The 18,474-nt window shown below is 52.6% G+C and carries 20 protein-coding genes; 11 read left to right on the top strand and 9 right to left on the bottom strand.

The window, feature by feature from the left end; all coding sequences use genetic code 11:
* Positions 1–70 precede the first annotated feature (70 nt).
* Genes B2U47_RS11435 through B2U47_RS11425 form a run of 3 tightly spaced genes read left to right on the top strand, consistent with a single transcriptional unit; the run spans position 71 to position 2,697 of the window.
* Positions 71–988, top strand: coding sequence for a hydrogen peroxide-inducible genes activator (locus B2U47_RS11435; RefSeq protein WP_296674498.1), 918 nt, complete (start codon positions 71–73; stop codon positions 986–988).
* Positions 989–1,006: 18 nt separating this feature from the next.
* Positions 1,007–2,206 (top strand): DUF2157 domain-containing protein, encoded by a 1,200-nt coding sequence (locus B2U47_RS11430; protein WP_296674499.1) that lies wholly within the window; start codon positions 1,007–1,009, stop codon positions 2,204–2,206.
* Positions 2,203–2,697, top strand: coding sequence for a GDYXXLXY domain-containing protein (locus B2U47_RS11425; protein ID WP_296674501.1), 495 nt, complete (start codon positions 2,203–2,205; stop codon positions 2,695–2,697). Before B2U47_RS11430 ends, B2U47_RS11425 begins: the two co-directional genes overlap by 4 nt.
* Here the strand turns inward: B2U47_RS11425 and B2U47_RS11420 are convergent.
* Genes B2U47_RS11420 through B2U47_RS11405 form a run of 4 tightly spaced genes read right to left on the bottom strand, consistent with a single transcriptional unit; the run spans position 2,694 to position 6,320 of the window.
* The gene (locus B2U47_RS11420; RefSeq protein ID WP_296674503.1) at positions 2,694–2,996 is read right to left on the bottom strand and encodes a 2Fe-2S iron-sulfur cluster-binding protein; all 303 of its coding nucleotides are present in this window, start codon (positions 2,994–2,996) and stop codon (positions 2,694–2,696) included. The genes B2U47_RS11425 and B2U47_RS11420 overlap by 4 nt on opposite strands.
* A 4-nt stretch (positions 2,997–3,000) precedes the next feature.
* Positions 3,001–3,375, bottom strand: a complete 375-nt coding sequence (locus B2U47_RS11415; RefSeq protein ID WP_296674505.1) for a hypothetical protein — start codon at positions 3,373–3,375, stop codon at positions 3,001–3,003.
* A gap of 49 nt (positions 3,376–3,424) precedes the next feature.
* On the bottom strand, positions 3,425–5,260 hold the full coding sequence (locus tag B2U47_RS11410) for an LTA synthase family protein (protein WP_296674506.1): 1,836 nt from the start codon (positions 5,258–5,260) through the stop codon (positions 3,425–3,427).
* 1 nt (position 5,261) lies between these two features.
* Positions 5,262–6,320, bottom strand: a complete 1,059-nt coding sequence (locus B2U47_RS11405) for a glycosyltransferase family 9 protein (protein ID WP_296674508.1) — start codon at positions 6,318–6,320, stop codon at positions 5,262–5,264.
* A gap of 88 nt (positions 6,321–6,408) precedes the next feature.
* Between B2U47_RS11405 and B2U47_RS11400 the strand changes: the two genes are divergently transcribed.
* A complete protein-coding gene (locus tag B2U47_RS11400; protein ID WP_296674510.1) occupies positions 6,409–7,128 on the top strand; it encodes a 3-deoxy-D-manno-octulosonic acid kinase in 720 nt (239 codons plus the stop codon).
* On the opposite strand, the gene waaA is transcribed toward B2U47_RS11400, so the two are convergent.
* A complete protein-coding gene (gene waaA, locus B2U47_RS11395; protein ID WP_296674512.1) occupies positions 7,101–8,381 on the bottom strand; it encodes a lipid IV(A) 3-deoxy-D-manno-octulosonic acid transferase in 1,281 nt (426 codons plus the stop codon). The two genes, B2U47_RS11400 and waaA, sit on opposite strands and share 28 nt — an antisense overlap.
* A 99-nt stretch (positions 8,382–8,480) precedes the next feature.
* Between waaA and B2U47_RS11390 the strand changes: the two genes are divergently transcribed.
* From B2U47_RS11390 to B2U47_RS11370, 5 genes are read left to right on the top strand one after another with little or no spacing between them, the layout of a single operon-like run.
* Positions 8,481–9,266, top strand: a complete 786-nt coding sequence (locus B2U47_RS11390; RefSeq protein ID WP_296674514.1) for a glycosyltransferase family 2 protein — start codon at positions 8,481–8,483, stop codon at positions 9,264–9,266.
* Entirely contained in the window at positions 9,263–9,970 is a 708-nt protein-coding gene (locus B2U47_RS11385) for a class I SAM-dependent methyltransferase (RefSeq protein WP_296674515.1), read from the top strand. Before B2U47_RS11390 ends, B2U47_RS11385 begins: the two co-directional genes overlap by 4 nt.
* A 16-nt stretch (positions 9,971–9,986) precedes the next feature.
* Positions 9,987–10,700: an FkbM family methyltransferase gene (locus B2U47_RS11380; RefSeq protein ID WP_296674516.1), complete on the top strand. Its 714-nt coding sequence runs from the start codon at positions 9,987–9,989 to the stop codon at positions 10,698–10,700.
* 8 nt (positions 10,701–10,708) lie between these two features.
* Positions 10,709–11,914: an O-antigen ligase family protein gene (locus tag B2U47_RS11375; RefSeq protein WP_296674518.1), complete on the top strand. Its 1,206-nt coding sequence runs from the start codon at positions 10,709–10,711 to the stop codon at positions 11,912–11,914.
* The gene (locus B2U47_RS11370; protein WP_296674520.1) at positions 11,911–12,717 is read left to right on the top strand and encodes a glycosyltransferase family 2 protein; all 807 of its coding nucleotides are present in this window, start codon (positions 11,911–11,913) and stop codon (positions 12,715–12,717) included. The genes B2U47_RS11375 and B2U47_RS11370 overlap by 4 nt, the downstream gene beginning before the upstream one ends.
* Here the strand turns inward: B2U47_RS11370 and B2U47_RS11365 are convergent.
* The 4 genes from B2U47_RS11365 to hldE are packed head-to-tail and all read right to left on the bottom strand — an operon-like array spanning position 12,714 to position 16,969.
* Positions 12,714–13,502: an aldo/keto reductase gene (locus B2U47_RS11365; protein WP_296674521.1), complete on the bottom strand. Its 789-nt coding sequence runs from the start codon at positions 13,500–13,502 to the stop codon at positions 12,714–12,716. The two genes, B2U47_RS11370 and B2U47_RS11365, sit on opposite strands and share 4 nt — an antisense overlap.
* Positions 13,499–14,293: a hypothetical protein gene (locus tag B2U47_RS11360; RefSeq protein WP_296674523.1), complete on the bottom strand. Its 795-nt coding sequence runs from the start codon at positions 14,291–14,293 to the stop codon at positions 13,499–13,501. The genes B2U47_RS11365 and B2U47_RS11360 overlap by 4 nt, the downstream gene beginning before the upstream one ends.
* 49 nt (positions 14,294–14,342) lie before the next feature.
* The gene (locus B2U47_RS11355; RefSeq protein WP_296674525.1) at positions 14,343–15,533 is read right to left on the bottom strand and encodes an FAD-dependent oxidoreductase; all 1,191 of its coding nucleotides are present in this window, start codon (positions 15,531–15,533) and stop codon (positions 14,343–14,345) included.
* Complete coding sequence (hldE, locus tag B2U47_RS11350) at positions 15,530–16,969, bottom strand: bifunctional D-glycero-beta-D-manno-heptose-7-phosphate kinase/D-glycero-beta-D-manno-heptose 1-phosphate adenylyltransferase HldE (protein WP_296674527.1); 1,440 nt, start codon at positions 16,967–16,969, stop codon at positions 15,530–15,532. Before hldE ends, B2U47_RS11355 begins: the two co-directional genes overlap by 4 nt.
* 78 nt (positions 16,970–17,047) lie before the next feature.
* Here hldE and lpxL point away from each other — a divergent pair, with 78 nt between their 5' ends.
* Positions 17,048–17,977: an LpxL/LpxP family Kdo(2)-lipid IV(A) lauroyl/palmitoleoyl acyltransferase gene (lpxL, locus tag B2U47_RS11345; RefSeq protein ID WP_296674528.1), complete on the top strand. Its 930-nt coding sequence runs from the start codon at positions 17,048–17,050 to the stop codon at positions 17,975–17,977.
* Positions 17,968–18,465 carry an FKBP-type peptidyl-prolyl cis-trans isomerase gene (locus B2U47_RS11340; RefSeq protein ID WP_296674530.1) on the top strand — a complete coding sequence of 166 codons (498 nt, stop codon included), beginning with the start codon at positions 17,968–17,970 and terminating at the stop codon, positions 18,463–18,465. The genes lpxL and B2U47_RS11340 overlap by 10 nt, the downstream gene beginning before the upstream one ends.
* Positions 18,466–18,474: the final 9 nt, after the last annotated feature.

The raw sequence follows: 18,474 nt of genomic DNA, 5'->3' as shown, positions 1-18,474 counted from the left end.
TTTACAACCATACAGAAAACAGAATATTATCCAAGTGGTAAACTTCAAAAACGATAATCTTGAGGTTGCCATGAACTTGCCCACCGTCAAACAGCTTCGCTACTTCATAGCACTGGAAAGCCACGAACATTTCGGCAAGGCAGCCGAAGCCTGTTTTGTTTCCCAATCCGCCTTTAGTACTGCCATCCGCGAGCTAGAAACCACGCTGGAGGTGCAACTGGTTGACCGTACCAACAAAAACGTCACCGTCACCCACATCGGGCGACAAATTGCTGCCGAAGCCCGCCGTTGTTTGCGTGACATGGAAAATCTGGTGGAACTGGCGCGTAGCAACCATGCTCCCCTGACGGGTGAATTGCGGGTTGGCGTGATTCCCACCATTGCTCCCTTTTTGCTGCCGCATGTACTACCCGCCTTGCGCAATAGGTTTCCCCAATTGCGCCTGTACCTGACGGAAGACATTACCCAGCGGGTCTACGAAAAACTCATGAATGGTGAGCTGGATCTCATCATCATCGCCCTGCCCTATGCCCTGCGCAGTGTGGAAGTGCAATCGTTATTCAAAGACCGTTTCCTGCTGGCTTGCCGGGAAGATACCCAACATACCCGTCCCAACCGCTACATTTTCGATGAGCTAAACCCGGAAAGCATCCTGTTGCTGGAAGATGGTCACTGCCTGCGTGACCACACCCTGTCGGCCTGCCATTTGCAGGATATGGACAAAATCAGCCGTTTCACCGCCAGCAGCCTGCTGACCTTGGTGCAAATGGTTGATGCCGACCTTGGCATTTCCTACCTCCCGGAAATGGTCAAAGGCTCAGCGTTGCTAAGCGGCACTGAAGTGAAAACATGGCCACTACCAGAGGAAAGTTTTCGTGAAATTGGTTTGGCCTGGCGGCGTGGCAGTGCACGTGAAAGTGAATTCATCGCGCTGGGCGAGTTCATCCGCACGAGCTGGCAGAATCTGCCTGGGCAAACCGACCAATAACAAACAGGCAACGCATCCATGAGCATCATGGCAAACAAACTGCAACGCTGGGTACAGGCTGGACTGATCAGCCCGACTCAGCACGAGGCTATCCTCGCTTTTGAAACCAGCCACCCGCAGCGTTCTAACTGGTGGCTTTACAGCCTGATGATCCTGGGGTCAGCCATCATCGGGCTGGGAGTCATTTCCCTGATTGCCTCCAACTGGGCAGACATCCCTGATACGGTCAAACTGGCTGCCAATTTTACCCTGTTGGCATTGCTGGCGGCAGGCATTTACTGGCAATACCCCAACCAGTCACAAGGGGTGTGGTTTGAAGTACTGGTGGTGGGTTTCATGCTGCTCTGCCTTGCCAGCATCGGCCTGATTTCACAAATATTCCATTCCGGTGGGGCTTGGTATCACGCGCTGCTGTTCTGGGCGCTGATCACTGCTTTACTCAGTCTGTTTGCCCATAGCCTGTTTACCCGCTTTTTCTGGGTAACACTGTTCCTTTCCGGCCTCGTCTGGAGCATTGTGGCAGGCGTGGGTACACATTTCCGGCATACACTGGATGAGTTTCCGGCAGCCTTGTTGCTGGCTCCGCTGCTGGCGGCATTGTTGTACCAACTTGCCCTGCGCAACAAATGGCTGCACGGGTTTGCTTCCAGCCTGTTTTTCTGGTTTCAGGTCGGTGCGGTTATCGCGCTAGTGTTTGCCGATATTGCCCGTTCCGGTGGGGAATTGCTGGATTATCAGGCTTCCCGGTATTTGCCTGCTTACATCGTGGCTGCCTTGCTGGCAATAGGTATCCTGTTGCAGCAGCAATACCGCCTGACCAACAAGCTGCTGTTGCTGGCAGCACTGGCCTTGCTGTTGCTGTATTACTACCCTGACCTGCTGTTTACCGGTGAGCAACGCTACAGCCTGTTCGACACATACGATCATGAAACGGTCAGCTTCTGGCAGGCAGATGATGTCCGCGCCCCCTTGCTGACGCTGGCGATTTTGTTTCTGTACGCCATCCATGCCGGAAATGTGGGGCATCAGCGCACCTTCAATCTGGTGACATTCCTGATCGGAGCACGTTTCGTCATCCTGTATTTTCAAGCGATGGGTGGGCTAGCAGCTACCGGCGTGGGGTTGATCATTTCCGGCGGGCTGATCATGGGCATTGCCTGGCTGTGGTACAAGGGACGTGAACGGCTGCGGACATGGAGCAAGGAGTTGCAGGCATGAACAAGCGTACCCTGTTGGCAATCGCCCTAACCCTGCCCATACTGGCACTGGCAGCAACAGCCTGGATGAAAAGCACACAACGTAGCAGTGGCGCAGAGGTTGCCCTGCCCATTGAAGGCTTCGACCCGCGTGACTTGTTGTCAGGGCATTACCTGATCTATCAGGTGGATTACGGTCTGGAAAACCTTTGCGCGGCAACGGATGTGGCAACAGCAGTGTGCCTACAACCCGAACGGCTGGCAACACCGGCTGATACCGTTCCTGCGGATTGCAAACTGTTCATTCGGGGTTATTGTGACAGCAGTGCCAACTTCAACGCAGGTATCGAACGCTTTTACATACCGGAAGAACACGCCGCCATACTGGAAAACAAGGTACGGGACAAACGTGGCACGCTGGTGTTGTCCGTTGACCCACAGGGTACGGCGGTTATCCGTGACCTGCTGATTGACGGGCAGCCCTGGCAGGAAGCGGTCAAAGCGCCGAATTAGGCAAACGGCTCCCAGTTTTGACCCATTTCCGGCACATCCAGCACCAGATCGGTCGCTGGATGCCCGACACAAAACAAGCCTTTGCCGCTGGCAGCATCTTCCTCGAACAAGGCCAGCGGCTCACCATCCGGGTACACCAGTTCACCACTGACGATTTGCCCCATACAAACCCCGCAAACACCACCGCCGCAACCCCACGGCACGGGAATATCCAGTCGCAAGGCAGCCTGTAACACAGTTTCCCCCTTTTCTACCTGAAAAGAGTACGGCGTATTCTGGATGGTGACGGTATAACGCATTGGCTTACTGCTTGGGAAACTTGTAATAGGTTGAATTCAGATAATCAATCACGTTAGTAATTTCATCATCTGACAAACGATTACCCAGATTGGCATCACAACGGCGCACCTGCCCGGACAGCATGGTGAAATCCTTCATCTTGTGGTCGGCACGGGTATAAACACCGCTATCATGGCAACTGATGCAGTTGGCATCGTGGACGACCTTGCCAGGATGACCATCGGCCGCCGCTTTGGTGGTATCCCCGGCAGGGGCAGCAGCACCCGCTGTTTGAGCCACAGACTGGGCAGCATCAGGTGCAGCAGTGCCGGTTTGTTTTTCACCACATGCTGTCAGGGCAAAGATCAGCGCCAGAGGCAGCATTGTCATTGTTTTCATTGGTCGTAACTCTCTGATGTGAATAATCGGTGCGAAACTATAGCATAAGCTATTCTGCCCACCTATTTTCCCGTACCAACCGGCTTGTCACCTGTGCCAGCGCCTTGAGCCTGCGTTCCATCCCATCCAGCGCGGCTGGCTCGCCTTCTGCTTCCAAACGGGTACTGTAGGAATGTTTCAGATACCCCTTGTCTGTCACCACCCCACCGATTCCGCCTTCATTGACAAAGGCTTCCTGAGTGGTCTTGCGAAAAACAGAGTCACCAAATGTATGGAACGGCTCAGCGAACCCCATGATGTCCAACAGGGTCGGCATCACATCCAGTTGTGAAAACACCCGCGTTTCCACCCGTGGCGCATACAAGGCAGGCGCATAAATCAGCATTGGCGTGTTGAACTTGCGCCGGAATTCACCGCTTTGCTCATTGGCAAACACATGATCCGCCGTGAATACAAACACGGTATTGTCAAACCACGCTTGTTCCCGCGCCTTGCGCATGAATTCACCCAACGCCCAGTCAGCGTAATACAGCAAGTTGTAAAAACCATTTTCACCCTCACAGGGCGGGTATTTTTCAAAACGGGGGGGCAAGCGGGCATACGGCGCATGGGTCGCCCCCGTGAACATGTACGCGAAAAAAGGCTTGCCTCCACTATTCTGGATAGAGTCAAACAGCTTCAGGTAAGTCTCGTAATCCCAGCCGAACTTGGCTCCGTTCAGATCAGGATAATCCAGCACTGGCGGCGTATCTTCCGCCCCGAAATAATGTTCAAACCCCAGCGTCTGCGCAATCTTGTCTACGTAGAAGCTGTTGCGCCGTGAGGTTTGCAGAAAAAGGGTGTTGTAGCCGTGCGAGCGGGCAATCTTGCCAATAGGGGTCAGATTGGTGGCTTCCAGCCCAAAACCCAGAGTTGGCAAACCTTTCAGCGGTGGCACGCCTGTCAATGTGGCCTGGATACCCTCAATACTGCGCTGCCCTGCCGCATAAAAGTTGGTGAACATGATGCCATCACGCGCCAATGCATCGAAGTTGGGCGTAACCCCATACCCTTTGCCTGCGAAGGCATCAATGTACTGGGGTGTCCAGCTTTCCAGCAGCACAAACACTACATTGGGACGGCTGTTACCCGTTGCCGGATAGCTTTTGCGTAAAGGATAAGACTGGTCAGGCAACCCAAGAATTGCCAGAGCTTCTTTATCGCTGAAGAAATTTGCCCATTTATCACCCTGATTACCGGAATGCCAAGCGGTAAACACCCCATTGAGGGTCAGATTCGCTACTTTGGAACTACCACTGGTATAGGCATGAATCAGATTGATGGGTTTGCGCTCGAAACTACCACGGATAATCACCGCCCCCAGCAGGAACACCAGCAACAGCACCAGCCAACCATAACGGTTAGGCGTTACCGGCAGACGCACCCATTGCCGCCAGAACCAAGCCAGCAACACGACCACCACACCCGCCAACAACACCCAACGCCAATAGGTCAGAGTCATGTCGAACAGCAGCGTATAATCGTTTCCCAATAACAGTAACTCACCCGCCAGATGCCGTTTGACGTGATTGAAATACACCAGATCGCCGGTCAGGATACCGACATAAACCAGCAACACCGCGAAAATACCCCAGCCCAACGCTTGCTGCCACCAGCGATTCGTCACCCAGCGGAACGGCAAATTCAGCAACAATAGGAATGGCAGCAGGAAAGTCATTGCCACCGAAGCATCGAAGCGGATTCCATGCAACAACGCCCACAGCGTATCGGCGAAACCGGCTTCCAGAAAATAATCCGGGTAAACCAGCACAAACCCCAGCCGGAACAGGCTAAATACTGCCAGTACCAGCAGGAACAGACGCAAGGATTTGCTGAATGCTGACATCCTACGCTGCCTGCCCTTGCAAACGTTCCCACACGCGGTCAAACGCCTGGATCACCATACCAGTGCTGATCAGTTCCATTGCAGCCTGATCTTTGACCCGCGTGCGCCACGGCAAGTTGTCCAGCGGTTTGGCGTGTTCGGCTTCCGCCAGGGTCTGGTAAATGCTGACGGCATTGTCCTGACTGAAGTAAGGTCCCACCCGTGCCGGATTGTGATGAGCATACAAGGCAATCACGGGTGTACCCACCAGCGTTGCCATGTGTACCGGGCCGGAATCCGGGGCTAGCAGCAGTTGCGCTTGCTGGATTAACGCCAGCATCTGTTTGAGACTGGTTTTGCCCGCCAGATTCAGTACAGCCCCCTGACAAGCCTGTACCACCTGTGCTGCCAGCACCTGTTCCATCGGGGTGGGGCTGCCACACAACACCACCTGCAAACCGGTTTGCAAGGCGTGGTCAGCAACGGCGGTATAACCTGCTGCTGTCCAGTTTTTGTAAGGCTTGCTGGAACCGGGCACAATCAACAGGGTTGGCTTGCCGCCCAGCACCTTCTCTGCCCATGCGACATCAGCGGGAGCAATCGGCACATCCCAGCGCGGGGTTACATCTTCCACCCCCAAGGCAGCAGCGAATGCCATCAAGCCATCTACCACATGCGGGGCAGCCGGGGATGGAACCTTGACATTGGTGAACAGCCATTGCGCATCATTGGCTCGCTGACGATCAAAGCCAAGCTTGTACTGTGCCTTGATCCCCAACGACAGGATACTGGCACGCAAGGCCGCCTGTACGTGTAACAGCGCATCAAACTGCCTGCCGCGCAGTTGCTGCCAAATGTTCCGGTAAGCCCGCCAGCCCTGCTTTTTATCGAACACTAGCGTTTCAATACCGGGTAAATCCCCCAACAGGCTGGCTTCCACCTTACCCATGATCCAGGTAATGCGGGTAGTGGGCCATTGCCGCTGGATAGCCTGCACCATTGCCACGGTATGGCAAACATCACCAATCGCTGACAAACGCAACACACACAGAGAGCGGGGAGCTGAAGAAAACAAAGCCAAAACTGTCACCGGATAACCATGAAGCCGCCATTATGCAAAGCTGTCACAAGATTGTAAAATTCACCGCTTCGCAGTTACGCCAGCCATTATGGACATTATCACTGATAACAATATCACTTACGGTATCCATCCCGCTTATGCTAACCGTTTCCAGCCGGAACATTTCGAGCCACGCTGGTGGCAGGAGCAACAAGCGGTTATCGGGCAATCACACGGACGTGGCGTGACATGGTTCGTGCGGCTGAATACACAGGAGCTGGTACTGCGCCACTATTACCGGGGTGGAATGCTAGGGCGCTTGCTGCACGACCGTTATTTGTTCGACGGTTTCCTGCGCAGCCGTGCGGTGGCCGAATTTCGTTTGCTGGAAATGATGCGCAAACAGGATTTGCCCGTACCACAACCCTGTGCCGTGCGCCTGATCCGCCACGGTCTTTTTTACCGTTTTGACATCCTGCTGGAACGCATTCCCCACGCCCACGACCTGATACACCTGTTGCAAACACGCCCTTTGACTGAGCAGGAATGGCATACCATCGGGCACACCATCCGCCGACTGCATGATGCCAATATCCACCATGCCGACCTGAACAGCCACAACATCCTGTTCGATGCTGCGGGCAAAGCCTGGCTGATTGATTTCGACAAAGGCAAACAACAGGCAGATGGCGACTGGAAACAGGCCAATCTCGACCGGCTGTTACGCTCGTTCCGCAAGGAAACCGGCTTGAATCCGGCACTACACTGGCAGGCAAGCGACTGGCAAGCCTTGCTGGCAGGCTATGACAGGAACGGCTCCAGTTCCTGAAGGGTTTTCTGCAATGCGCCCCGGTTGGCAAGCACCACAGCATTGGCGGCTTTGCCCATCTGCGCACGCTTTGCCTCATTCTGCAACAGGTCACTGACGAGTGCTGCCAGTTCCTGCGCATCCTGCACCACTTGCGCTCCCCCCTGAGCCACCAGTTGGCGGGTAATATCGGCGAAATTGAAATAATGCGGCCCGCTTAGGCAGGGCTTGCCTAGGGCTGCGGGTTCCAGCAGGTTATGCCCACCAATCTCCACCAGACTGCCACCGACGAATGCCACATCCGCTGCCGCCAGCATCAACGGCAATTCTCCCATGGTGTCACCCAAGTACACTTGCGTATCCGGCGTTACGTCAACCCCGCTACTGCGTCGCACCGTCACAAACTCGCTGGTACACAAGGCCGCCACCGCATCAAAACGCTGCGGATGACGCGGAACCAGCATCAGCAAGGCATCCGGCACACTGCTCAGCACCTGCCGAAATGCCTGTAATACCTGTTCGTCCTCACCCTTGTGGGTACTGGCAGCGATCCACACCGGGCGCTTTCCCCAGCTTGCCCGCAACGTCTCCCCACCCGCCTGCACATTGGGTGGGAAGGTGATGTCAAACTTGATGGAACCGGTTATCACCATCTTGTCTGCCGCCACGCCCAGCGCGGCAAACCGTTGGGCATCATCCTCATGTTGCACCAGCAACTTGCTGAGCGGCTCTGCCCACAAACGAAAAAAACTGCGGAAGTATTGGTAGCGACGGAAAGAACGTGGCGACAAACGCCCGTTGACCACCACCACGGGGACGCTGTGTTGCTGGCAAGCCAGCATGTAATTCAACCAGCGTTCCGTCTCAATCACCAGCAGCGCCTGCGGACGGGTGCGTTCCAGAAAGCGTCTTACCATCGACGGGCAATCCAGCGGTGCGGAACGGTGTATGACCAGATTTCCTAGGGAAGCAGCTTGCTCTGCACCCGTCACAGTGGTGGTGGTCAGAAGGATTGTCATGTCCTGGTGACAGCTTTTCAGTTCCTGAATCAAGGGTTTGGCAAGCATGACTTCGCCAACGCTGGCAGCGTGAAGCCAGACAACACGCGCAAGTTGGAGGGACTCCCCCCAACCCAGACGCTCCCGCCAACGCTCTGCCAGCACCTGACCGCCCGTTTTGTGCAGTTTGAACAAGGCAAACGGCAACAGCACACACAGCGCCAGATTGTAGATAAAACGCAGCATCCAGCGGGTTAGTGGCAGCAAGTAATGCATCAAGGAGTCCTGAAACTGAAAATTTACGTGCAAATGGTAACGTGATCGGCATATCCTTACCATCCGCTGACAGATTGAATGACATTGACCGGAACCTGTATGAACAAGCCGACCTTGGCTGCTGCCCTGATTGTCAAGAATGAAGCCGACAACCTGCGCCAATGCCTAGCGAGCGTTGCTGGCTGGGTAGACGAAATCGTGGTGCTGGATTCCGGCAGTACCGATGATACCGTAGCAATTGCCGAATCATTCAACGCCAAGGTATTCAGCAATATCAACTGGCCTGGCTTTGGCAAACAGCGCCAACTTGCACAAACTTACATCCAGTCAGACTGGGTATTGTGGCTGGATGCAGACGAACGGGTAACTGCGGAATTGCGTGACGAAATACAGACGTTGTTACGTGATCCCCCCACCCAAACCGTGTTCGCCATGCCGCGTCTATCGTGGGCGTTTGGGCGATTTATCCGGCACTCCGGCTGGTATCCCGGTTACGTAGTGCGTTTGTATCCAACCCGTTTGACCGGGTATGACGCAGCACTGGTGCATGAGAAGGTACTCGTGCCGCAAGGGGTGAAGGTGCAGCGGTTGAGAGGGGATTTGCTGCATTATCCTTACCGGGATATGCAACACTATGTATTAAAAGTAGCTGGTTACACAGCCTCATGGGCACAACAGCAACATGCACGCGGTAAACGAACATCTTTGCTGCAAGGAATCGGACATGCAATCGCCTGTTTCATCCGTATGTATATTTTCAAGGCAGGCATTCTGGATGGAGCACAGGGATTCGTTTTAGCAACCGTGGGAGCATATACCACCTTCATCAAGTATGCTGATTTATGGATGCTGGGTATAACCTCAGAAACAAAGGATCACAAATGACCAGAAAATTCAGTCACGTAGCCAATTTTACCGGATATATGCAGGTCGTTTTCGATCTAATTACTGTTAAAAAAGAAAAACAAAAAATCTTGGACATCCCCGCAGGCAATGGATTACTAGCTGAGAAACTCCGCAGTATTGGGCACGATGTAGTTGCTGCTGACATTAACCGTGAGAAACCAGATTTTGTTTATGCAGATATGTCAGAAAATTTGCCCTTCGCAAACAATACGTTCGACACAGTTACATGTCTAGAAGGACTGGAGCATTTGATTCAACCATCTTCTCTTGTTTCAGAATTGTGTCGTGTTTGCAAACAAGGAGGAAGAATAATAATTTCCCTGCCTAACATTCAAAACATGTATTCACGCTTTCAATTTATGTGCACCGGGACTTTTTATCAATTCCCCCCTATCCTTCCATCTCCTCAAGTTAAACAAGAAAAAATCGACCTTGGTCACATTTCATCATTAAGTTACACACAACTACGGTATTTATTCCAATACTTTGGAGCACGAGTCATCCACGTATCAGGTGACAAATATAAAAGAAAAGCTTTACTGCCGTTTCTCCTCCCTTTTATTAGTATTGGTTATCTATGGTCGAAGACAACAAAAAATGAAGGCAGCATGAAAGAGGCTTTTTTCTTTAAAAAGGAGCTTCTTTTCAGTCGATCATTAATCATCGTCTTTGAAAAAGAGTAATTTTCCAGAGCAACTTATGAACCCTATTAATTTTAAAGAAAGAACAATCAAGCTTTTCAAAAACCGCCCTGAAGGCGAACAAGCTCTGGTACGAGAGTTTTTTAGTAACAAACCAGACGGTTTCTACGTGGATGTTGGTGCAAACCACCCTACCCATGAATCCCAAACATACCATCTGGAACAGTTGGGATGGACTGGATTGATGTTGGAGCCCTTACCCGAATTTGTCACAATGCTGAACAAACAACGCCAAGGCAAGGTTATACAAGTAGCCTGTTCCAGCCCCGAGAATCACCAAAAAAAGCTAAAATTACTAGTCGCAGGTGGACACTCAACACTCAACAGCACGCCTATTGCAGTTGGTACAGAAAGCACAGAATATATTGAAGTTGAATGTAAAACACTGGACTCTGTACTCGAAGAAAACAATGTACCCACAAACTTTGATTTCATTTCTATTGACATTGAAGGCCACGAAATGGAAATGTTTAAAGGTTTTAGCCTAGAAAGATGGAAACCACGCCTGATTTTAATCGAAGACCACGTTACCAACCACCTCAAGCACAATCACTTGACCACGCATGGGTATCAAATATTATTGCGTACCGGGTTGAATAGTTGGTATATAAGACGAGAAGAAAACTTCAAATTGTCATGGCTAGCTAATTTACAGTTTTTCCGAAAATACTGGTTAGCCATTTTCCCCAGAAAACTGCGTTATAGTCGTTGATAAAATTTATGCCACTCACTTCAATAACAAACACCGCAAATGAGACAGGAAAGCTGCAAACTCTAGCCTTATGGCTGATTGTCGCCAGCTCAGCCAGTATCTCCCTGCCAACTCCATTGCTAAGCCTGACCACTGGATTATTTCTGGTTGTCTGGCTACTGATCGGTTTGACAGGACACAACTTCGGTGAGTTATTCAAGAAAATATGGGGTAATCCCGTTACCAAGGTATCTTTATTACTGTGGTTTGCCATTGCCTTGGGCATGTCATGGTCATCAACCACATGGCAAGAAGCATGGAATGGTTTTGGGAAATACCGTGAACTTTTACTCCTCCCCTTGATGGCTAGCTTGCTAACCGAAGGATGGGGAAAACGGGTTTTTTATGGTTTTCTTGTCGGTCACATCATTGCGATGCTGCTATCTTATTTTCAATGGATAGGCTATGCACCACTCTCAAAAGGTGTGATGCCGTCAGGTTTTCATTCACACATACCTTTTGCCACCTTTGAGGCATTCCTGATCTATGCCTGTTTGTTTCTGGGATTCTATGACAAAACCAGACGCAACCTGTTTTTCTTGTTATCTGCAATCATGTTGTTCAACCTGTTATTCATCAATACCGGACGCACAGGCTTTCTTGTACTGGCATTATTGGCATTAACGTTTATGATCACTCAATGGAAAGGCAAGGGATTAATTGCATATCTTGTCATTGCAACACTTGCATTTGGTCTTCTTTATCAATATTCCCCCACATTCAAGAAACGTCTCATTCAGGAAACCACTCAAGAAATCGAACTGGCTGAAGTTAACAGCAACATGGGAGATTACCACCTCAGACCAACATTATGGAAAAATGCATTACTGATTATCCAGGAAAATCCGCTTACAGGCTTTGGTACTGGCAGTTTCCTGCATGAATACAAACGTATTTCTGGGGCGGAAAGCAAAAATCCACATCAACAGTTTCTGCTGACCTGGGTAGAACTGGGAATTGGTGGACTATTTTTATTATGTTACCTGTTATATACCCAATGGAAAACGAGTCGGCACCTGCCTATTCCCAACCAATACATTGCTTACGGCTTCCTGATAGCATTCATTCTCCACAGTTTTCTGAATTCATCCATCATGGACAATGTTGAAGGGCACTTCTATGCCCTGATGAGCGTGGCATTATGGGCTGACAACAAATCGTGGGTATCAACATGATTTCCGTTATCCTTACAACCTACAATCGCCCGGATGCCCTGCAAGCAGCCCTGACGGGGCTGGCTGCACAGCGAAACCACTCATTTGAAGTCGTTATTGCTGATGATGGTTCAACTTCTGCCACTGCTGCCATTATTGAGCAATACCAGCATAACCTGACATTGACGCATGTATGGCACGAAGACAACGGGTTCCGTGCCGCAGCCATCCGTAACAAGGCCATCCTGCAAAGTCAGGGGGAATACATTGTGTTTCTGGATGGCGATTGCATCCCTCGTCCAGACTTCATTGCACAACATGAAACTTTGGCAGAAACAGGTTATTTTGTTGCAGGCAATCGTGTATTGATCAGTGAGTCAGCCACACAACGTTATCTGGCAGTACATGAACCACTACATTTATGGTCATTACCCCAATATCAGCAAGCCGCCAGACAAAAAGATTTCCGTCGTTCGTTTGCGCTGCATCAGTTTCCAGGACAATTCTGGCGTAAATACGCATCCCAAAACTGGCAAGGTGTCCGTACTTGCAACCTGGGAGTATGGAAGAAAGACCTGCAAACCATCAATGGTTTCGATGAAACCTATACTGGCTGGGGACACGAAGATGCAGATTTGGCAATCCGTTTGCTAAGAGCAGGTATTAAGCGTAAGGATGGTCGTTTTGCCACAACAGTTCTGCATTTGTGGCATCCCGAAAACGACCGCAGCAAACTGAAGGAAAACGAGCAACGCCTCGCCAGTATCCTGTCAGCAGATAGGGTAGAAGCACACACCGGATTACGTGAACATCGGGACGGTTAAACCAGAATCCCCTTTGCAATCGCCACATTCTCCCGCAAATGCCGGGGATTAATCGTCCCCAGCACTACACCCGTCACCCCCGGCTGGGCGAAAGCAAACGCCAGCGCCTGTTCCACCGGATTCTCGCCGCCCAGCTTGTCCAGATGACCACTGGCAAAGGCTTTCTTGACCAGTACAGCCTTGTTTTGCTGCGCCGCAGCTTCAAGTACCGGTAACTCATCCGTATACGTCGGGTTGTAAGCGGCCATCACCACATCGCAACCCAGCTCAAAGGCCAGCAAACCGCCCTCCACCGTTTTGGAGGAAATGCCCACCGTCCGTACCCAGCCTTGCTGCTGCATCTGTAATAGAGTATCCAGCACTGCTTCCTTACGCAGAATCCGCACATCATCCCCGTCGGAATGAATCAACACCATATCGAGGTAATCGGTTTTTAGCAGACGCAGGCTGTTTTCCACACTCCTGCGTGTACCGGTGGCAGTGAAATCAAAACGGGATTCACCATCGAGGAAACTTTCGCCCACCTTGGTTTCAATCACCCAGTCGTGGCGGGAATTGGGCAGCAATTTGCCCAACCGTTCCTCTGCCAACCCATAAGCCGGAGCCGTGTCCAGCAGATTGATACCCAGATCAAACGCCAGCGCCAATAATTCGCGGACTTCCTTGTCGGCAGGCAATTCAAACCCCTGCGGGTACTTGACGCCCTGATTACGCCCGAATTTGACCGTGCCAAGTCCGAGCGGGCTGATTTCAATACCGGTTTGGGCAATCAAGCGGCGCTTCATGCAGCAAACACTTCCTGCTGACTAATGAAAACAGCACCTATAGTTACGGGAACCAAAATGAAACCTCCAAAAAAACCAAATAAACTATCTAATGAACTTACCAAACTAGAACTACTAAAAACGAAAAAAAGAAACGACAACTCAACATCGTTAGTGAAGTTATCAAGGATTGAAAAGAAGAGACTAATTGGTGCATTTATCAATATAGTCAAAAACAAAGAAAAAATGAAAAACACCAGCAAAGGCACAACCTGGGTACTGGCAACACCCGCACATGCCTTGAGCGCATCCACCAGCGGCATGTCACGCAACATCATCAGGGCAGCGGTATAGTTGAACAGCACAAAGACACTGAAACCAACAATCAGCATGAACAGCATCCCGCCCAGCCCAAAGCTCAGCAACCCGGCGTTCGCCCCACGCAGCAGGCTGTCACCAATGAAAGCCACGCTCACGACCCCCACCAGAATCACCGCACCAAACAGAATCCCACCCAAGGCAATGAACGGAATACGCTTTTGCCCATCCAGCAACACCATCCACAGGTATTCCAGCTTGATGGGCTGACCTTTGTCCGCTTGCTGGGCTGCATACAACATCCCCCCCAGCAAGGCTGGCATGATCAGGCATAACACAATTTGCCCAATAATGGGCAAGAAATTCAAAATGAATGCCCCAACCCCCATTACCAGCGTCATCAGCACCCATGTCACCATGTCTTTGGAAAAAATTGCCCAGCCCTGTTTAAACCAGTCAAGCGCACGACCAGCCGGAATAGTGTTGATTTGCATAATCCATCTCCTTTGAATGTCAAAACTTGCTTTTATTAATGAGCACTATTTAATTTTTTGTGAATACAGCCAGCTCCCACACCGGGGTTGTCACAGGTGGTAATAACGTGCGAACCGGCATCGGCGCATTCTGCCCGGATTTTTCCATCACTGGCAAGGTTTCCAGCAATGCCTTGGCCAACATCGGTGCAAATGCCAGTTTGGTGGGCCAGGCCACGGTCACATTTGCCTTGCGGAACAACACCGGCTGGTCAGGGCGGCTACCATCCGGCTGACAACCTTCCGCACGGTCAACGTTCCATGTTGCCCATTCCACCTGACTAAAATCGATCCAAGGCAGCAAGTCTGCCAGTTCGTGACGGGTAGCCGCAATAACCTCGGTAGCGGGTTTACCAACACCTTGCTCTGCGGGTTGCCCGCCGATATACCAGACGACCCGGCCTTGCGCATCCCGGTGCGAAGTAATGGTTGCCCGAGGTTTGTCGCTCATGCCCAGGGCATGGGCATACAGCATGGGCAAATTCCCGCGCAACATTACCATCTGGAGCGGGCGACGCTGCATGGCAGGCCATTCCCGCTGATCAAGCCCCGTAGCAGCCAGCAACGCCTCATTCCCCGCCCCGGCAGTCAGGACGATTTGCCCGGCAATGATTTCCAGCTCCCTGCCATCGCCCAGCACGGCATTGTAACGGTAACGATCCCCGGCCTGTTGCAAGCCGGAACGTTGTACATCCACCTGCATCAACGCACCCGCCAGTTGCGCCTGCAAACAGGCCAGCAGGGAAGGCACATCCAGCACTGGTTCATCCAGCCGATAAAGGCCGCCATGAAATTGTGAATGCAGGAACAAGGATGGATATTGCTCATGTGGCACGGCATCCATACGGCTTTTCATCGCCTTGCTAGCAAAAAAGCCGGTCATGCGCGAGCCAAGGCCGCCGGAAGTCCACAACAATTGTGATTCCGCCAACACCCTGACCTGCCGCAAATCCACCAGACCAGTACCGTTGAGGGCTGCTCGCCAGATACCCGGCATATCACCAATCGCCAGTGCTGCCCCGGTCAGCTTGCCAGTGAGGGCGTATTTCGTACCACCGTGAATGATGCCCTGGGATGCAATGGTTTGCCCCTTGCCCAGCTCATCACTGACCAGCAGGGCATTGACGCCTTGCGCCCGCAATTCTGCCAGCAACCACAAACCGGCAATTCCGCCACCCACGATCAGGACATCAACGTTCATCGGCTCTCTTTTTCCATATTCTGGATTTTGGCAATGGTGTTGGTGGTGGAAACCCCATCGACAAAACTCAGTACCACCACATCACCGCCGTTCTCCCACACGCAGCGGTTGCCAGGAATTTTTTGCGGGTCGTTATCGCCACCTTTGACCAGCAAATCGGGTTTGACCGCGCAGATCAGCCGTTCCGGGGTGTCTTCGCTGAAATCCACCACCCAATCAACACAGGACAGTGCTGCCAGCATTTTCATGCGGTTGCCCATGCTATTGATCGGTCGGGTTGGCCCCTTGAGTTCGCGCACCGATGCATCGGTATTGACCGCCACGATCAGGCGGTCGCCGAGCTTGCGGGCTTCCTGCAAATAAGTGACATGCCCAACGTGCAGGATGTCGAAGCAGCCGTTGGTCATGACGATCCTTTCGCCGTGGATGCGGGCTTCCTGCACCGCTGCCAGCAATTGTTCCTCGCTGACCACGCCCCTGACCTGCGCATGATGCTGCTGCAAGGCTTTATGCAATTCGGGGACGCTGACGGTGGCCGTACCGACCTTGCCAACCACGATCCCGGCAGCGAGGTTGGCAAGAGCCATCGCCTGTTCGACTGGCAAACCGGCAGCCATGCAAGCAGCCAGCACTGCCACCACCGTATCCCCTGCCCCGGTCACATCATAGACTTCGCGGGCGCGAGTCGGCAGGTTGAAAGGCTCCAGCTCCTGTCGTAACAGCGTCATGCCGTGTTCACTGCGGGTAATCAGCAGGTTGTCAAGTTCACAGCGTGCCAGCAATGCCTGCCCGCGTCTGACCAGATCAGCCTCATCCATCCACTCACCCGCTGCGTCACGGAACTCCGCCAGATTGGGGGTAATGACCGTCGCCCCCTGATAAGTGGCGAAATCCTGCGCCTTGGGATCAACCACCACTGACTTGCCTGCTGCTCGTGCCAGCGTGATCAGTTCCTGCGCCCGTTCCAGCGTGCCCTTGCGGTAATCGGACAGTACCACCACATCCGCTTCCGCCAACAAGGTACTGAAAGCGGCCAGCAACCCGGCATGATCCTGCCCGGCAAAACCTTCCTCGAAATCCAGCCGGATCAGTTGCTGATGGCGGCTCAAAACACGCAGCTTGGTAATGGTCGGAGCATGATCCAGCGCCACGAAACGGGTCTGCACCCCACGCGCCTGCAAGGTTTTTTCCAGTGAAACACCGGCTTCGTCATTGCCAACATAACCCAGCAGGATAGCCTGCCCACCAAGGCTGGCAATGTTCAGTGCCACGTTGGCAGCTCCACCGGGGCGTTCCTCGCTGGCTTTCACATGCACCACCGGGACAGGTGCTTCAGGCGAAATGCGGGAAGTCTGCCCAGACCAGTAACGATCCAGCATCACGTCACCAACCACCAGTACACGCGCCCGTTCAAAGGCAGGAATTTGTAGGCTCATCGTTATTTTCACAGAAAAACAGGCAAAATCAGGTCGGAAAGTTTACCATAAGCGGCTTGTCTGGGTACGAATCAACACGTGGAAAAACTGTCAGGAAAAAATTTTGCACATCCGCGCCATTGGCTAACCTGGTTGGGTTTGGGCTTGTTGTGGTTGCTGGTCAAGCTGCCGTGGCGCACTCAGATGTGGCTGGGCAAGCTGTTTGGTTTGCTGATGTTTTACACGTTGGCACGCCGCCGTTTCATCTGCTGCGTCAATCTGGAACTGGCATTCCCGCACCTGAGCAACGAGGAACGCATCCGGCTCAACCGCGAACATTTCGTATCGCTGGGGCAAGGTGTGTTTGAACTGGGTTTGAGCTGGTGGGGCAACCTTGAACGCCTTAACCGCCAGACCGGCATCGAAGGCATGGAACACCTGCAAGCTGCCCTGCAATACGGTGGTGTGGTCTTGCTCAGCGCCCATTTCACCAGTCTGGAACTGGGCGGGCGTTTACTGGCGCAATATCATCCCCTGCATGTGGTTTACCGCCCCCACCAGAACCCGCTGATCGAATGGCGTACCACCCGGTTACGCGCTGAACGCTACGGTAAAGCGATTTCACGCGACAACATCCGTGACATGCTGCGCAGCCTGCAACAAGGGCACGCAGTCTGGTATGCACAAGACCAGCATTTCAACCGCAAAAACAGCCTGTTTGCCCCGTTTTTCGGCGTGGAAGCCGCCACCAACACGGCAACCAGCCGTCTGGCGAAACTGGGCAAAGCGCAGGTTGTACCGTTTTTCACGGTGCGCACGGCACGCGGCTATTTGCTGCGCTTTTTGCCTGCCCTGGACGATTTCCCCGGCGAAAGCCTTTTGGCGGATACCCTCCGCATCAACCAGATCATTGAGCAACAGGTACGCGAGTTCCCCGCCCAATATTTGTGGACCCACCGCCGCTTCAAGGATCTGCCGGAAGGCGGCAACCGTTACGAACTTTATTCCAAGGAATCATCATGCAAATAACTGACCATGCTGTCGTCACCATGACCTACACCCTGACCGACGGGCAGGGCAATGTGCTGGATCAGGCCGATACGAGCCATCCCTTAACCTACCTGCATGGCGCTGAAAACATCATCCCCGGTCTGGAAAACGCCCTCACCGGCAAACAGGCACAGGACAGCATGATTGTCACCATCGCGCCAGAAGATGCTTATGGCGAACGTGATGACCGTCTGACCCAGCAAGTACCCCGCCACATGTTCGGCGATACCCCGACTGACCATCTGTTTCCGGGCGCACAGTTCCAGGCTCAGACCAACGGCGGTGTTGAGGTTATTACCATCACGGCGGTGGATGGCGATACTATCACCATCGACGCCAACCACCCGCTGGCAGGTGTTGCCCTGACTTTTGACCTGACCATTCTGGATGTACGTGCAGCCACGGCGGATGAAATAGCCCACGGACACGTCCACGCTGCTGGCGGTTGCGGGCATCACCATCACTGATTTCACTGA

The organism is Thiothrix sp. UBA5583, assembly GCA_002425225.1.
Lineage (GTDB): Bacteria > Pseudomonadota > Gammaproteobacteria > Thiotrichales > Thiotrichaceae > Thiothrix > Thiothrix moscowensis.
This window is presented reverse-complemented; position numbering and strand designations above follow the sequence as displayed.

What these genes read in the sequence shown, in the direction of transcription:
- B2U47_RS11430 (WP_296674499.1), top strand. Translation starts at nt 1,007, where the DNA reads ATGAGCATCATGGCAAACAAACTGCAACGCTGGGTACAGGCTGGACTG.
- B2U47_RS11360 (WP_296674523.1), bottom strand. Translation starts at nt 14,293, where the DNA reads ATGCAAATCAACACTATTCCGGCTGGTCGTGCGCTTGACTGGTTTAAA.
- B2U47_RS11385 (WP_296674515.1), top strand. Translation starts at nt 9,263, where the DNA reads ATGACCAGAAAATTCAGTCACGTAGCCAATTTTACCGGATATATGCAG.
- B2U47_RS11420 (WP_296674503.1), bottom strand. Translation starts at nt 2,996, where the DNA reads ATGCGTTATACCGTCACCATCCAGAATACGCCGTACTCTTTTCAGGTA.
- B2U47_RS11365 (WP_296674521.1), bottom strand. Translation starts at nt 13,502, where the DNA reads ATGAAGCGCCGCTTGATTGCCCAAACCGGTATTGAAATCAGCCCGCTC.
- B2U47_RS11410 (WP_296674506.1), bottom strand. Translation starts at nt 5,260, where the DNA reads ATGTCAGCATTCAGCAAATCCTTGCGTCTGTTCCTGCTGGTACTGGCA.
- B2U47_RS11375 (WP_296674518.1), top strand. Translation starts at nt 10,709, where the DNA reads ATGCCACTCACTTCAATAACAAACACCGCAAATGAGACAGGAAAGCTG.
- B2U47_RS11400 (WP_296674510.1), top strand. Translation starts at nt 6,409, where the DNA reads ATGGACATTATCACTGATAACAATATCACTTACGGTATCCATCCCGCT.
- B2U47_RS11355 (WP_296674525.1), bottom strand. Translation starts at nt 15,533, where the DNA reads ATGAACGTTGATGTCCTGATCGTGGGTGGCGGAATTGCCGGTTTGTGG.
- hldE (WP_296674527.1), bottom strand. Translation starts at nt 16,969, where the DNA reads ATGAGCCTACAAATTCCTGCCTTTGAACGGGCGCGTGTACTGGTGGTT.
- waaA (WP_296674512.1), bottom strand. Translation starts at nt 8,381, where the DNA reads ATGCATTACTTGCTGCCACTAACCCGCTGGATGCTGCGTTTTATCTAC.
- B2U47_RS11380 (WP_296674516.1), top strand. Translation starts at nt 9,987, where the DNA reads ATGAACCCTATTAATTTTAAAGAAAGAACAATCAAGCTTTTCAAAAAC.
- B2U47_RS11340 (WP_296674530.1), top strand. Translation starts at nt 17,968, where the DNA reads ATGCAAATAACTGACCATGCTGTCGTCACCATGACCTACACCCTGACC.
- B2U47_RS11415 (WP_296674505.1), bottom strand. Translation starts at nt 3,375, where the DNA reads ATGAAAACAATGACAATGCTGCCTCTGGCGCTGATCTTTGCCCTGACA.
- B2U47_RS11425 (WP_296674501.1), top strand. Translation starts at nt 2,203, where the DNA reads ATGAACAAGCGTACCCTGTTGGCAATCGCCCTAACCCTGCCCATACTG.
- B2U47_RS11390 (WP_296674514.1), top strand. Translation starts at nt 8,481, where the DNA reads ATGAACAAGCCGACCTTGGCTGCTGCCCTGATTGTCAAGAATGAAGCC.
- B2U47_RS11435 (WP_296674498.1), top strand. Translation starts at nt 71, where the DNA reads ATGAACTTGCCCACCGTCAAACAGCTTCGCTACTTCATAGCACTGGAA.
- B2U47_RS11370 (WP_296674520.1), top strand. Translation starts at nt 11,911, where the DNA reads ATGATTTCCGTTATCCTTACAACCTACAATCGCCCGGATGCCCTGCAA.